At 59.0% G+C, this 13,975-nt stretch carries 12 protein-coding genes and 4 tRNA genes; 15 read left to right on the top strand and 1 reads right to left on the bottom strand.

Features of this window, described 5'->3' with window-relative positions:
- The first annotated feature begins 30 nt into the window (after nucleotides 1–30).
- The 3 genes from ACJ8IN_RS02600 to chbG all read left to right on the top strand — a co-directional run bounded on the left by ACJ8IN_RS02600 (nucleotide 31) and on the right by chbG (nucleotide 3,190).
- Nucleotides 31–1,416 (top strand): glycoside hydrolase family 1 protein, encoded by a 1,386-nt coding sequence (locus ACJ8IN_RS02600; protein ID WP_049233625.1) that lies wholly within the window; start codon nucleotides 31–33, stop codon nucleotides 1,414–1,416.
- Nucleotides 1,417–1,431: 15 nt separating this feature from the next.
- Complete coding sequence (gene chbR / locus ACJ8IN_RS02595) at nucleotides 1,432–2,280, top strand: transcriptional regulator ChbR (protein WP_033637170.1); 849 nt, start codon at nucleotides 1,432–1,434, stop codon at nucleotides 2,278–2,280.
- Nucleotides 2,281–2,428: 148 nt separating this feature from the next.
- Nucleotides 2,429–3,190, top strand: coding sequence for a chitin disaccharide deacetylase (gene chbG / locus ACJ8IN_RS02590; protein ID WP_308325436.1), 762 nt, complete (start codon nucleotides 2,429–2,431; stop codon nucleotides 3,188–3,190).
- An 11-nt stretch (nucleotides 3,191–3,201) separates the two neighbouring features.
- On the opposite strand, the gene ACJ8IN_RS02585 is transcribed toward chbG, so the two are convergent.
- On the bottom strand, nucleotides 3,202–4,581 hold the full coding sequence (locus ACJ8IN_RS02585) for an MFS transporter (protein ID WP_308325437.1): 1,380 nt from the start codon (nucleotides 4,579–4,581) through the stop codon (nucleotides 3,202–3,204).
- 243 nt (nucleotides 4,582–4,824) lie between these two features.
- Here ACJ8IN_RS02585 and pncC point away from each other — a divergent pair, with 243 nt between their 5' ends.
- The 12 genes from pncC (at nucleotide 4,825) to gshA (ending at nucleotide 13,962) form a co-directional block, all read left to right on the top strand.
- Entirely contained in the window at nucleotides 4,825–5,313 is a 489-nt protein-coding gene (gene pncC, locus ACJ8IN_RS02580; protein WP_033649270.1) for a nicotinamide-nucleotide amidase, read from the top strand.
- Nucleotides 5,314–5,424: 111 nt separating this feature from the next.
- Entirely contained in the window at nucleotides 5,425–6,489 is a 1,065-nt protein-coding gene (gene recA, locus ACJ8IN_RS02575; protein ID WP_004932541.1) for a recombinase RecA, read from the top strand.
- 60 nt (nucleotides 6,490–6,549) lie between these two features.
- A complete protein-coding gene (gene recX, locus ACJ8IN_RS02570) occupies nucleotides 6,550–7,062 on the top strand; it encodes a recombination regulator RecX (protein WP_033649272.1) in 513 nt (170 codons plus the stop codon).
- A 133-nt stretch (nucleotides 7,063–7,195) separates the two neighbouring features.
- Nucleotides 7,196–9,823 (top strand): alanine--tRNA ligase, encoded by a 2,628-nt coding sequence (alaS, locus tag ACJ8IN_RS02565; RefSeq protein WP_033637175.1) that lies wholly within the window; start codon nucleotides 7,196–7,198, stop codon nucleotides 9,821–9,823.
- 252 nt (nucleotides 9,824–10,075) lie between these two features.
- Nucleotides 10,076–10,261 (top strand): carbon storage regulator CsrA, encoded by a 186-nt coding sequence (gene csrA / locus ACJ8IN_RS02560; protein ID WP_004091602.1) that lies wholly within the window; start codon nucleotides 10,076–10,078, stop codon nucleotides 10,259–10,261.
- 310 nt (nucleotides 10,262–10,571) lie between these two features.
- Nucleotides 10,572–10,664: transfer RNA gene (locus tag ACJ8IN_RS02555), tRNA-Ser, on the top strand.
- Between the two features lie 3 nt (nucleotides 10,665–10,667).
- Nucleotides 10,668–10,744, top strand: a tRNA-Arg gene (locus ACJ8IN_RS02550).
- Between the two features lie 58 nt (nucleotides 10,745–10,802).
- Nucleotides 10,803–10,879, top strand: a tRNA-Arg gene (locus tag ACJ8IN_RS02545).
- 191 nt (nucleotides 10,880–11,070) lie between these two features.
- A tRNA-Arg gene (locus ACJ8IN_RS02540) sits at nucleotides 11,071–11,147 on the top strand.
- Between the two features lie 178 nt (nucleotides 11,148–11,325).
- Complete coding sequence (gene yqaB / locus ACJ8IN_RS02535; RefSeq protein WP_308325438.1) at nucleotides 11,326–11,892, top strand: fructose-1-phosphate/6-phosphogluconate phosphatase; 567 nt, start codon at nucleotides 11,326–11,328, stop codon at nucleotides 11,890–11,892.
- Nucleotides 11,889–12,317 carry a YqaA family protein gene (locus ACJ8IN_RS02530; protein ID WP_004932520.1) on the top strand — a complete coding sequence of 143 codons (429 nt, stop codon included), beginning with the start codon at nucleotides 11,889–11,891 and terminating at the stop codon, nucleotides 12,315–12,317. The genes yqaB and ACJ8IN_RS02530 overlap by 4 nt, the downstream gene beginning before the upstream one ends.
- An 82-nt stretch (nucleotides 12,318–12,399) precedes the next feature.
- A complete protein-coding gene (gene gshA / locus ACJ8IN_RS02525; protein ID WP_047569248.1) occupies nucleotides 12,400–13,962 on the top strand; it encodes a glutamate--cysteine ligase in 1,563 nt (520 codons plus the stop codon).
- Nucleotides 13,963–13,975: the final 13 nt, after the last annotated feature.

The following is a 13,975-nucleotide window of genomic DNA, read 5'->3' as shown; positions in this document are numbered from 1 at the left end:
CGGCGTGGCCGCCCTGCGAGGGACGCGAGTATGGAATATCAATTTGCCGACGGGTTCTGGTGGGGGAGCGCCACCTCCGCGCCGCAGTCTGAAGGGGCGGCCGCGCGCGACGGCAAGAGCCGCAACATCTTCGACTATTGGTTCGAGATCGCGCCCGAGCGCTTTCACGATCGGGTGGGGCCAGCCGAGGCCTCGACCTTTTACGACCATTTCCGCGCCGATATCGGGCTGCTCAAAACGCTGGGCCACAATACCTTCAGAACGTCTATCTCGTGGTCGCGGCTGATCCCGGACGGTGACGGCGAGGTGAACCCGCAGGCGGTGGCGTTCTATAACGCGATGATCGACGAGCTGCTGGCGCAGGGCATCACCCCGTTTATCAATCTCTACCACTTCGATATGCCGCTGTGCATGCAGCAGCGCGGCGGCTGGGAAAGCCGGGCGGTGGTCGAAGCCTATGCGCGTTACGCCGATATCTGCTTCGGCCTGTTTGGCGATCGGGTCACCCACTGGTTCACCTTCAACGAGCCGATCGTGCCGGTGGAGGCCGGTTACCTGAATGACCTGCATTACCCTTGCGTGGTGGACTTCAAACGGGCGGTCACCGTGGCGTATCACAGCGTACTGGCGCACGCCATGGCGGTGCAGCGTTTCAGAGCGCGGGAGCTGCCGGGGAGCATCGGCATCATTCTGAATCTGAGCCCGACCTATCCGCGTTCCGACGCGCCGGCGGATCGGCAGGCCGCGCACGACGCCGATCTGCTGCTCAACCGCAGTTTCCTCGATCCGGTCGCCAAAGGGCGTTATCCGGCGGCGTTGCTGCAGCTGCTGGAGCGGCATGGGCTGATGCCCCACTGCGAGCCGCAGGATGCGCAGCTGATTGAAGGCGGCGTGGTGGACATCCTCGGCGTCAACTATTACCAACCGCGCAGGGTGCAGGCGAAAGAGGGGCGTCGTGCCGAGGGGCCGATCGCATCGCCGGAGGATTTGTTCAGTTACTATGCAATGCCGGGCCGCAAAATCAATCCGCACCGCGGCTGGGAGATCTACGAAAAGGGGCTGTACGACATCCTGATGGATCTGAAAGAGAACTACGGCAACCTGCCTTGTTATATTTCGGAAAACGGCATGGGCGTTGAGGGCGAAGAGGCGTTTATCGGCGCCAATGGGCGGGTGGAGGACGATTACCGCATCGACTTTATTCGCGAGCACCTGAAGTGGCTGCACCGCGCGCTGGCGGAAGGCTCGCAGTGCAAAGGCTATCATCTGTGGACCTTTATCGACTGCTGGTCCTGGCTGAACGCCTACAAGAATCGTTATGGGCTGGTGCGGCTGGATCGGGCGGATCAGCGCCGCACCATCAAGAAAAGCGGCTACTGGTTTGCCGAGGCGGCCAGACGCAACGGATTTGACTAACGGGAGGCTGGCGCCGTGTCCGACAACCGAATTTCGCTGAGTGCCAACGACGTGAAGCTGATTCGCGAGCAGGATTTTTTTAACTGCAAAGATTTTCACCTGTTTATCTACAACAAGGTGGAAAGCGCCACTGGGCTGCATCAGCACGACTATTACGAGTTCACCATCGTGCTGAGCGGCAAATGCTATCAGGAGATCAACGGCAAGCGGGTGCTGCTGGAGCGCGGGGATTTCGTCTTTATCCCCATCGGCTCCTACCACCAGAGCTTTTACGAGTTCGGCGCGACGAAAATCTTCAACGTGGCGGTCAGCAAAGCGTTCTTTGAAGAGCACTATTTGCAGCAGCTGCCGCGCTGCTTCGTCGCCTCGCAGGCCTACAGCCTGAGAAACGAGTTTTTGGCCTATATCGAATCGGTGGTGAGCTCGCCGCAGTTTCGCGAGGACGACTTCGCCGAATTTCTCGAAACGCTGACCTTCTATGTGATCAGCCGTATTCGTCACCATAAAGAAGAAAACGATGGCGGCGATGATATCCCGCAGTGGCTGAAGAACACCCTGGCCGGCATGCATGACAAGGCGATGTTCGGCGAAAGGGCGTTGGCTAACATGGTGGCGCTGTCGGGGAAAACCCAGGAATATCTGACCCGGGCGATGCGGCGTTACTACCACAAGACGCCGATGCAGGTGATCAATGAGATCCGCATCAACTTCGCCAAGACGCAGCTGGAGGTCACCAACTATTCGGTTTCCGATATCGCCTTCGATTCCGGCTATGGCGATGTCAGCCTGTTCATTAAAAACTTCAAGCGGCTCACCGATGTGACCCCAGGCAACTACCGAAAAAAGTGCTACGGCCCTCTTTAGGGCCGCTCCCGATCAGTATCAACGCCGATATGCCGATGAGCTTCAGGCCGCCGGCCGGTTAATCATTCGATTTTTACCTTAGCGAAGGGGAATGCCGCGCCGGTCGGTCGGGCTTCCCTTGCCAAAAATTCATCCCGCGGGAGCCACTATGGAAAAACTACTGATCGTGAATGCCGATGACTTCGGCCTGAGCAAGGGACAAAACTACGGTGTTATCGAGGCGTATCAGCATGGCGTCGTTTCCTCTACCACGGCGATGGTGAACGGCGGCGGCGCACAGCACGCGGCGGCGCTCAGCCGGCAATATCCGGGGCTGCCGATCGGGCTGCATTTCGTTTTGACCCATGGCAGGCCGCTGGGCGCCATGCCTTCGCTGGTCAACGAGCATGGCGAATTGGGTAAATGGCTGTGGCGCCGCGCCGAGGCCGGCGAGCTGCAGCTGGACGAGATCCAGGAGGAGCTGCAGCGCCAGTTCACGCGGTTTGTGACGCTGTTCGGCAGGCCGCCGACGCACATCGACAGCCACCACCATGTACATATGCAGCCGCAGATTTACCCGCTGGTGGAGGCGTTTGCGCAGGCGCAGGGTCTGCCGCTGCGCCTCGATCGCGAAGAGGCGAAACGGCGCGATATTGCGTTGCAGACGCCCTGCAGCACCGACACGTTTGACGCGGGATTCTACGGCGAAACGATTTCCGAAGCCTTGTTCCTGCAGCGGTTGGCGCGCGCCGACGAGCAGGGCGCCGAGTCATTGGAAATGATGTGCCACCCGGCGTTCCTCGACGCGACGATCCTGCAGAGCAAATACTGCCACCCGCGCCTCGTCGAGCTGGATGTGTTGACCGCGCCGACGCTGAAAGCGGCGATCGCCGAACGCGGTTTTCTGCTGGGCTCTTTCCTGGATCTGTAGCTCCGCGCCGTTTACAGCATGGCGTGCGCCTTTTTCAGGCCGGTGTCCTCTTGCGGATCGGCGCCCTGAGGCAAGGGCTCCGCTTCCTGTTCTTCAGGCTGCGGCTCGTCGACATCGGGTGCCGCTTCCGGCGGCGGCATGGTGTCGTGAATGATCTGCTCATCGAAGGTCGGATTGAGCGCCGGCGACAGCGGCGAACTGGCGAGGCTGTCCGGCAGCGGAATGTGCGGCACCGGCGCGTCCTGCGCCAGCTGCGGCTCCTCCGCTTTCGCCGTGCGGCTGAGGGCCGCCAGCAGCACGCCGCACAGGGCGAAGAAGGCGTACAGGATATTGCCGCCAAGCGGCTCGATCAGCGCGCCGACCGCCAGCGGCCCGATGCTGGCGCCGACGCCGAACGCCATCAGCAGGCAGGCGGCCAGCGAGACGCGACGCTCCGGCTCGATCAGATCGTTGGCCAATGCCACCACCAGCGGGTAGAGCGTAAACTGCAGCATGCTGACGACGAACCCCACCGCCAGCAGCAGCGGGAAATCGATGTGCGGCTGCAGCGCCAGCGGCAGCGCCGCCACGATCAGAAAAATGGCGTTGAGGCGCATCAGCAAGGGGCGGTTATAGCGATCCGACAGCCAACTGAGCGGGAATTGCGCCACCAGCCCGGCGAAGATGGCCAGCGCCATGAACAGGCCGGTTTGCTGCGTGCTTAAGGATTGCAGGCTGGCGTAGACCGGCGCCAGGCCGTAAAACGAACCTACCACCATGCCGATCACCAGCGTGGTGGCCAGCACCTTGGGAATGGCGCCGACAAAGTAACGCAGTTCCATCGGCGCCGGCGACATGTGGCGCGCATTGGTGCGGGTGGTGAGAGCGATCGGCACCAGGCAGAGCGCGAAGCACAGTGCGATCACCAGCAGCGTGGCGATGCCCAGATTGCTTTGCAGCATCAGCACGATCTGGCCCAGCGACATGCCGAGATAGGTCGCCGCCATATAGAAACCGAACACCATGCCGCGCTGGTTGGATTCCGCCTGGTCGTTCAGCCAGCTTTCCAGCACCATGAACTGACACATCATGCACAGCCCGATCACCAGGCGCAGCGCAACCCAGGCGGGAATGAACGCCGTCAGGCCGTGCCCCAGCACCGCGGCGGTAATGATGCCGGCGCAGGCCACGTAGGCGCGGATATGCCCGACGCGGGCGATGAGAAAGTGGCCGACCTTACCGCCGATCACCAACCCGATGTAGTTGGCGGCGATGATGGCGCCGATCAGCGCGCTGCTGACGTGGATGGAGGCCAGCCGCAGCGAGACGTAGGTGGTGAGCAGGCCCGAGCCCAACAGCAGCAGCAGGGTGGTGGTGTACAACGGCAAGAATACGCCCAACGTTTTTTTCACGCTATCGTCCTAATCTCTTCTGGTGCGCCCTGAGGCCGCCGCCGCAGCGTGCCGCCTCCGTGATGTTCCTTGTGCTGGTGCGCCGCCGCTCGCTGGGGCGCTTCTTTTGATACTAGCAGCTTGGCCGGGCGCTTAAAACCGCACCTCCTGCGAGGCGCTGCGCATTTCTGCGCGCCAGACGTCGCGCCGCCTTGATAAATGCTACTATCGGGCGCATATACCTGAATTCGCGAGGGAGGGGTTATGAGTGAAAACCAACTGCGCCGGCTCAGCGTGCTGGCGGGGGAAAAACTGAAGGCTCAGGGCCGCTGGATCACCTGCGCGGAATCCTGCACCGGCGGCGGCATCGCCAAGGCCATTACCGATATCGCGGGGAGTTCCGCCTATTTCGATCGCGGTTTCGTCACCTACAGCAATGCGGCGAAGCACGACCTGCTGGGGGTGAGCGAAGCCACGTTGGCGGCGCACGGCGCGGTCAGCGAAGAGGTGGTGCGCGAGATGGCGATAGGGGCGCTGCGTGCGGCGCGGGCCGATCTGGCGCTCTCGGTAAGCGGCATCGCCGGCCCGGACGGCGGCAGCGCGGAAAAGCCGGTCGGCACCGTGTGGTTCGGCTTCGCCGGCAGCGATGGCCGGGGGCTGTCGCGCAAGATGCAATTCGAGGGCGATCGCGATGCGGTGCGGCTGCAGGCGACGATTTTCGCGCTGCAAACCGCCATCGACGAATTTTTGTAAATTAGGCTTGATACTGTATGACCATACAGTATAATTAGTGACATTTCCTGCACAACATACATTCAGTGGCAGTGTGGGGTAACACCGGCATTGCGAAACGAAGGAGCAAAAATGGCTATTGATGAGAACAAGCAAAAGGCGTTAGCTGCGGCACTGGGCCAGATTGAGAAACAGTTCGGCAAAGGCTCCATCATGCGCCTGGGTGAAGACCGCTCCATGGACGTGGAAACGATCTCCACCGGCTCACTGTCACTCGATATCGCTCTGGGCGCCGGCGGCCTGCCGATGGGCCGCATCGTCGAAATCTACGGCCCGGAATCCTCCGGTAAAACCACCCTGACGCTGCAGGTGATCGCCGCTGCGCAGCGCGAAGGCAAAACCTGTGCGTTCATCGACGCCGAGCACGCGCTGGATCCTATCTATGCGAAAAAGCTGGGCGTCGATATCGACAACCTGCTGTGCTCCCAGCCGGACACCGGCGAGCAGGCGCTGGAAATCTGTGACGCGCTGACCCGCTCCGGCGCGGTTGACGTCATCATCGTCGACTCCGTGGCGGCGCTGACGCCGAAGGCGGAAATCGAAGGTGAAATCGGCGATTCGCACATGGGTCTGGCGGCACGCATGATGAGCCAGGCGATGCGTAAGCTGGCCGGCAACTTGAAAAACGCCAATACCCTGCTGATCTTCATCAACCAGATCCGTATGAAAATTGGCGTGATGTTCGGCAACCCGGAAACCACGACCGGCGGTAACGCCCTGAAGTTCTACGCTTCGGTGCGTCTGGATATCCGCCGCATCGGCGCCATTAAAGAGGGCGACGAAGTGGTGGGCAGCGAAACCCGCGTGAAAGTGGTGAAGAACAAAATCGCTGCGCCGTTCAAACAGGCTGAATTCCAAATCATGTACGGCGAAGGCATCAACAGCCGTGGTGAGCTGGTCGATCTGGGCGTGAAGCACAAGATGATCGAAAAAGCCGGCGCCTGGTACAGCTATAACGGCGAGAAGATCGGTCAGGGCAAGGCGAATGCCTGTAACTTCCTGAAAGAAAACCCGGCTATCGCCGCCGAGCTGGATAAGAAGCTGCGCGATTTGCTGCTGCACAGCGGCGGTGAGCTGGTGGCCGCTTCCGGTGACGACTTCGAAGACGACGAAGCGGAAACCAGCGAGCAGTTCTAATCGCTGAAGATGTGCGCCGCCGTTCGTGTGGCGCATATCCCATAAATTCAGGCTTGAATGATGAATGACTTGCTAAGCCGCGCCATGCGCCTGCTGTCGCAACGCGATCATAGTGAAGCTGAACTGCGCCGCAAACTTGCGGCGCAGCCGTTTGTGGCGAAAGCCCGTTTTGGCAGCAAGGGGCCACATGCGCCGGCATCACCGCCGGTGGTTGAAGAGCCGGTGGATCCTGCGCTGATCGAGCAGGTTATCGCCTACTGTTACCAGCATAACTGGCTGGACGATAAGCGTTTCGCTCACAGCTACATCGGCAGCCGCAGCCGTAAAGGTTACGGTGCGCAGCGCATCCGCAGCGAACTGATGCAAAAGGGCGTCGACAAAGCGCTGGTGCAGGACGCGCTGGCGGATTGCGATATCGACTGGTGCGAACAGGCAAAACAGGTGGCGCAGCGAAAATTTGGCGATGCGTTGCCAACCGACTGGAAAGAGAAAGCCAAAGTGCAGCGTTATCTGCTCTATCGCGGCTTCTTCCAGGAAGAAATTCAGTCAATTTACCGTGATTTTGCGCAATGAGCGCATACGGGGTTTTACTTCCCTCTGAAGAAAATTTATCTTATCCCCACTTTTTGTTCGTGAGCTGGTTGTCATCGTCGGGATGACGCGTCACCGGCTCACGTGTCGTTATTCTAGCCTTTCCAGGAAAATTATGAGCAAGAGCACCGCTGAGATCCGTCAAGCGTTTCTCGATTTCTTTCATAGTAAGGGTCATCAGGTTGTAGCGAGCAGCTCCCTGGTGCCTAACAATGATCCGACATTGCTGTTTACCAATGCCGGCATGAACCAATTTAAGGATGTTTTCCTGGGGCTCGACAAACGCGCCTATTCCCGCGCCACCACCTCGCAGCGCTGCGTGCGCGCAGGCGGCAAGCATAACGACCTGGAAAACGTCGGTTATACCGCGCGTCACCACACCTTCTTTGAAATGCTGGGCAACTTCAGCTTCGGCGATTACTTCAAGCACGACGCGATCGGCTACGCATGGGAACTGCTGACCGGTGAAAACTGGTTCAACCTGCCGAAAGAGCGACTGTGGGTCACCGTGTATGAAACCGATGACGAAGCGTTCGACATCTGGCAGAAGCAAATCGGCGTACCGGCCGAGCGCATTATCCGCATCGGCGACAACAAGGGCGCGCCTTTCGCTTCCGACAACTTCTGGCAGATGGGCGACACTGGCCCATGCGGCCCGTGCACCGAGATTTTCTACGATCACGGCGATCACATCTGGGGCGGCCCTCCAGGCAGCCCGGAAGAAGACGGCGACCGCTACATCGAGATCTGGAACATCGTTTTCATGCAGTTCAACCGTCAGTCCGACGGCACCATGCTGCCGCTGCCGAAACCTTCTGTGGATACCGGTATGGGTCTGGAGCGCATTGCGGCGGTGTTGCAGCATGTGAACTCCAACTATGAAATCGATCTGTTCCGTACCCTGATCGCCGCCGTGGCTAAAGTGACCGGCGCAACCGATCTGGACAACAAATCCCTGCGCGTTATCGCCGACCACATTCGTTCCTGCGCCTTCCTGGTGTCGGACGGCGTGATCCCGTCTAACGAAAACCGCGGCTATGTGCTGCGCCGAATCATTCGTCGCGCGATCCGCCATGGCAACATGCTGGGCGCGAAAGACACCTTCTTCTACAAACTGGTGGCGCCGTTGATCGAAGTGATGGGCCCGGCGGCCGACGAACTGAAACGCCAGCAATCGCTGGTGGAGCAGGTGCTGAAAACCGAAGAAGAGCAGTTTGCCCGCACGCTGGAGCGTGGCCTGGCGCTGTTGGACGAAGAGCTGGCCAAGCTGCAGGGCGATACCCTGGACGGCGAAACCGCTTTCCGTCTGTACGATACCTACGGTTTCCCGATCGATCTGACCGCTGACGTCTGCCGCGAGCGCGGTTTGAAAGTCGACGAAGCGGGCTTTGAAGAAGCGATGGAAGCGCAGCGCCGCCGTGCGCGCGAATCCAGCGGCTTTGGCGCCGACTATAACAGCCTGATCCGCGTGGACGGCAGCAGCCAGTTCAGCGGTTACGATCACGACGAGCAGCAGGCGACGGTCATCGCGCTGTTCCGCGACGGCCAGCCGGTCGATCAGATCAACGCCGGCGAAGAGGCGGTGGTGGTGCTGGATGAGACGCCGTTCTATGGCGAATCCGGCGGCCAGGTCGGCGATAAAGGCGTGCTGAAAGCCGCCGGCGCTGAGTTTACGGTCAACGATACCCAGAAATACGGTCAGGCTATCGGCCATCAGGGCAAACTGGCGCAGGGTTCGCTGAAGCTGAACGATCGCGTGGACGCGCAGATCGACGCTGAGCGCCGCAACAGCATTCGTCTGAACCACTCCGCAACTCACCTGCTGCACGCCGCGCTGCGCCAAACGTTGGGCGACCACGTCGCGCAGAAAGGCTCGCTGGTTAACGACAAATACCTGCGTTTCGACTTCTCGCACTTCGAAGCGATGAAGCCGGAGCAAATCCGCGCGGTGGAAGATCTGGTGAACCAGCAGGTGCGTCGTAACCTGCCGGTGCAGACCGAGCTGATGGCCTTGGAAGATGCCAAAGAGAAGGGCGCGATGGCGCTGTTTGGCGAGAAATACGATGACAACGTGCGCGTGCTGACCATGGGCGACTTCTCCACCGAACTGTGTGGCGGTACGCATGCCAGCCGCACCGGCGATATCGGCCTGTTCCGCATTCTGAGCGAGTCGGGCACCGCGGCGGGCATCCGCCGTATTGAAGCGGTGACCGGCGCTGGCGCTATCGCTACGCTGCATCAGCAAAGCGATTTGTTGCAAGACGTTGCTCAGTTGGTGAAGGGCGACAGCAACACCCTGACCGATAAGGTGCGCTCGGTGCTCGATCGCACGCGCGCGCTGGAAAAAGAACTGCAGCAGTTGAAAGATCAGCAGGCGGCGCAGGAGAGTGCTTCGTTGTCCAGCCAGGCAAAAGTGGTTAACGGCGTGAAGCTGTTGGTCAGCCAGTTGGACAATGTCGAAGCCAAAATGCTGCGCACCATGGTAGATGACCTGAAAAATCAATTGGGTTCTGCCATCATCGTGTTGGCAACGACGGCTGATGACAAAGTCAGCCTGGTTGCTGGTGTGACCAAGGATCTGACTGACCGCGTGAAAGCCGGCGAGTTGATCGGCAACGTGGCGCAGCAGGTTGGCGGCAAGGGCGGTGGTCGCCCGGATATGGCGATGGCGGGGGGGACGGATATCAACGCCCTGCCAGCGGCGTTAAACAGCGTAGAAGCCTGGGTGGCCTCGAAGCTGTGAATATAAATAAATAGCACGCACAAACGCCATAATACTTTGTTGATTATGGCGTTTTCATACTGTGCTAACACAATTTAGTTACAATTGCGGGAACAAAGTTTTTCAGGTCGGCTAAACTTACCATTATCTGAGGTGGGACCAAGTCTGCTTACACTTATTGTGGGTTGCGCGGCTTACGTTTTCACCACATATGATGGATAATGACGGGGAAACTGAGAGACCCGACTCTTTTAATCTTTCAAGGAGCAAAGAATGTTAATTCTGACTCGTCGAGTTGGTGAAACCCTCATGATTGGCGATGAGGTTACGGTTACTGTGCTAGGGGTAAAAGGCAACCAGGTGCGTATTGGTGTGAACGCCCCCAAAGAGGTTTCGGTTCACCGTGAAGAAATCTATCAGCGCATTCAGGCAGAGAAGTCTCAGCAGACGACTTACTGATTCCGAAGCAGCGTCTCGTTGCCAGACGAGACGCTACTGCATCGTTTTACCCACTTCCTTCACCCTCCCTCTTCTTTTTCGTGATTATTTTCCCGGTTAGTTTCCTGCTTTGTTGCTACAGACGCTGCGGTTGCCTGTTGATAAAACGCCCTTTTTGCCGTGAAATCGCCCATGTTGGGTGCGAATTGTGCAAACGCGCATGAGTTGGGAAAAATTGTTTGACTTAAAAGTCGGAGAAAGTAATATGTGCGCCACGCAGTGCCGATGAGCTTCTCTAAAGCAAGTTAGGCACAATTCGAAAGAAGCGTTTGGTGAGGTGGCCGAGAGGCTGAAGGCGCTCCCCTGCTAAGGGAGTATGCGGTCAAAAGCTGCATCCGGGGTTCGAATCCCCGCCTCACCGCCATTTGCATCCGTAGCTCAGCTGGATAGAGTACTCGGCTACGAACCGAGCGGTCGGAGGTTCGAATCCTCCCGGATGCACCATATTAGCCGTATGGTAGAGTTGGGAACAAAGTACCATAGGGTATCAAAGAATTACTGTGCATCCGTAGCTCAGCTGGATAGAGTACTCGGCTACGAACCGAGCGGTCGGAGGTTCGAATCCTCCCGGATGCACCATTCTTCACTTCCCGTACAGCGAAGAGAAATCTTCAGGCGGGCAGTAAAAAAGAAAGTGTCCCTTAGGGAGGATAACGTTGCTTCAGCAACGGCCCGCAGGGTGAGGCGCAAACGCCGAATCATCCTCCCGGATGCACCATTCTTTAAGTCTGGCTTCATTAGCGAAGCAGGCAAGCAGTAAAAACAGTAATGCATCCGTAGCTCAGCTGGATAGAGTACTCGGCTACGAACCGAGCGGTCGGAGGTTCGAATCCTCCCGGATGCACCATCTAAGAGAAACCCGCTTCGGCGGGTTTTTCGCTTTTCAGCATTTAACCATTCTCTCTTCACCCCTGTCCTCCTTTGCGCCCGATAGGGCACAGCACATTCCGTTATGACGCAGTCAGCGACAACCCAACGGCTTTACGCTAAAGTAGTTTTCTTTCCTCAACGATCATGGAGTAACGATGTACGACCGCTATCAGGGTCTTATTTTCGACATGGACGGCACGATTCTGGACACCGAGCCAACGCACCGTAAAGCGTGGCGTGAAGTGCTGTCCCGTTATGGCATGACGTTTGATGAAACGGCCATGGTGGCGCTGAGCGGTTCGCCGACCTGGCGCATCGCGCAGGCGATTATCGCCAGCCATCAGGCCGATCTCGATCCTCATCACCTGGCCGCGGAGAAAACCCGCGCGGTGGAAGCGATGCTGCTGGACAGCGTGCGTCCATTGCCGCTGATCGAGGTGGTGAAGTCCTATCATGGCCGCCGTCCGATGGCGGTCGGCACCGGCAGCGAGCACCGCATGGCGGAAATGCTGCTGCGTCATCTCGGCCTGTTCAACTGCTTCGACGCGATCGTCGGTGCGGACGACGTGCAGCGCCACAAACCGGAGCCGGACACCTTCCTGCGCTGCGCCGAACTGATCGGCGTGCAGCCGGAAAAATGCGTGGTGTTTGAAGACGCTGATTTCGGCATTCAGGCGGCGAAAAGCGCCGGTATGGCGGTGGTAGACGTCCGTACGCTGTGAGTAGTACGCTAGCCGTAATATCGTTATTTGGCAGTAGCTTCCTCAGTGCGACGCTGCTGCCGGGAAATTCAGAAATCGTTCTGGTCGCCTTGCTGACCCAGAGTCGCGTCTCGCCGGAGTTGCTGGTGCTGGCCGCGACCCTGGGCAACACGCTGGGTGGCTTGACCAATGTCATTATCGGGCGCCTGTTACCGGCGTTGAAACCACAGCGGGGGCTGGCAACGGCGCTCGGGTGGCTGCAACGCTTCGGCCCGGCTGCGCTGTTGCTCAGCTGGGTGCCGGTGGTGGGCGATTTGTTGTGCGTGTTGGCAGGTTGGCTGCGCATGCCCTGGGGCTCTGTCGCGCTGTTTCTGTGTATCGGAAAGGCGCTGCGTTACATCGTTTTGGCTATGATAACGGTACAGGGCATCGCCTGGTGGCAGTAACCAAGTGAATATAACTCAATATTCTCTCGGGTGCGGATTCAGTATGCTTACGAGTTATTGTTTTTAGAAGCGGGAGGTCAATTTGATCCCGGACGTATCACAGGCGCTTTCTTGGTTGGAAGCCCATCCCCAGGCATTAAAAGGCATTCGTCGCGGCATCGAGCGTGAAACGCTGCGGGTCACGCCGAACGGCACCTTGGCGACCACCGGGCATCCGGAAAAGCTGGGCGCGGCATTGACGCACCACTGGATCACCACGGATTTCGCCGAAGCGCTGTTAGAGTTCATTACGCCGGTTGATGACAATATCGATCACCTGCTGACGTTCCTGCGCGATATTCATCGCTACGTGGCGCGCAATATCGGCGAAGAGCGCATGTGGCCGCTCAGCATGCCGTGCTTTATCGAAGCCGAGCAGGATATCGAGCTGGCGCAGTTCGGCTCGTCGAACATCGGCCGCATGAAGACGCTGTACCGCGAAGGGTTGAAGAATCGCTACGGCGCGCTGATGCAGACCATTTCCGGCGTGCACTACAACTTCTCGCTGCCGCTGGAGTTTTGGCAGGCCTGGGCCGGCGTGCAGGACGCAGAAAGCGGTAAAGAGCAGATCTCGGCGGGCTATTTCCGCCTGATCCGCAACTATTATCGTTTCGGCTGGGTGATCCCGTATCTGTTCGGCGCATCGCCGGCCATTTGTTCTTCGTTCCTCAAGGGGCGCGAGACCAATCTGCCGTTCGAGCGCACCGAGCAGGGGATGTGCTACCTGCCGTACGCCACTTCGCTGCGCCTGAGCGACCTGGGTTATACCAACAAGTCGCAGAGCAATCTGGGCATCACCTTTAACGATCTGCACAGCTATGTGGCCGGTCTGAAGCGGGCGATCGCGACGCCTTCCGAAGAGTTCGCCAAGCTGGGCGTGAAAGAGGGTGACCGTTACCTGCAGCTGAACAGCAACGTGCTGCAAATCGAGAACGAGCTGTATGCGCCGATCCGGCCGAAGCGCGTGACCAAAAGCGGCGAGACGCCGTCGGACGCGCTGCTGCGCGGTGGTATCGAATACATCGAAGTGCGTTCGCTGGACATCAACCCGTTCTCGCCGATTGGCGTGGATGCGGTGCAGGCGCGTTTCCTGGATCTGTTCCTGGTGTGGTGCGCGCTGGCCGATGCGCCGGAGATGAGCAGCGATGAACTGCTGTGCACGCGCAAGAACTGGAACCGGGTGATCCTGGAGGGCCGCAAGCCGGGCCAGACCATCGGCATCGGCTGTGGCGCCAGCCATGAACCGCTCGAAAAAGTGGGCAAGGCGTTGTTCGCCGATCTGCGTCGAGTGGCGGAAGTGTTGGACGGCGAAGCCGGCGATCGCCAATACCAGCAGGTGTGCGATGAGCTGGTCGCCGCGTTCGACGACCCTGAGCTGACCTTCTCCGCGCGCATCCTGAAAGCGATGCAAGCGGAAGGCACCGGGCGCGTCGGCCTGCAATTGGCGGAGCAATATCGCAAGATGCTGCTGGAAGAGCCGTTGGAAATCCTGAACGAGGCCGAGCTGGATAAAGAGCGGGAAGCCTCGTGGCAACGCCAACGCGACATAGAAGCCAATGATACGCTAAGCTTTGAAGCGTTCCTGAAGCAAAACGGCGGAAGCTGAAAAAGAAAAAGGC

The sequence above is a fragment of the Serratia sp. CY31944 genome (assembly GCF_052169175.1).
Lineage (GTDB): Bacteria > Pseudomonadota > Gammaproteobacteria > Enterobacterales > Enterobacteriaceae > Serratia > Serratia sarumanii.
The sequence above is the reverse complement of the archived record's forward strand: the minus strand, read 5'-3'. Positions and strand labels throughout refer to the sequence as shown.

Excerpts from the sequence above, each read along its gene's own strand:
- alaS (WP_033637175.1), top strand. The coding sequence starts at position 7,196 with ATGAGCAAGAGCACCGCTGAGATCCGTCAAGCGTTTCTCGATTTCTTT.
- ACJ8IN_RS02600 (WP_049233625.1), top strand. The coding sequence starts at position 31 with ATGGAATATCAATTTGCCGACGGGTTCTGGTGGGGGAGCGCCACCTCC.
- csrA (WP_004091602.1), top strand. The coding sequence starts at position 10,076 with ATGTTAATTCTGACTCGTCGAGTTGGTGAAACCCTCATGATTGGCGAT.
- recA (WP_004932541.1), top strand. The coding sequence starts at position 5,425 with ATGGCTATTGATGAGAACAAGCAAAAGGCGTTAGCTGCGGCACTGGGC.
- yqaB (WP_308325438.1), top strand. The coding sequence starts at position 11,326 with ATGTACGACCGCTATCAGGGTCTTATTTTCGACATGGACGGCACGATT.
- pncC (WP_033649270.1), top strand. The coding sequence starts at position 4,825 with ATGAGTGAAAACCAACTGCGCCGGCTCAGCGTGCTGGCGGGGGAAAAA.
- recX (WP_033649272.1), top strand. The coding sequence starts at position 6,550 with ATGAATGACTTGCTAAGCCGCGCCATGCGCCTGCTGTCGCAACGCGAT.
- chbG (WP_308325436.1), top strand. The coding sequence starts at position 2,429 with ATGGAAAAACTACTGATCGTGAATGCCGATGACTTCGGCCTGAGCAAG.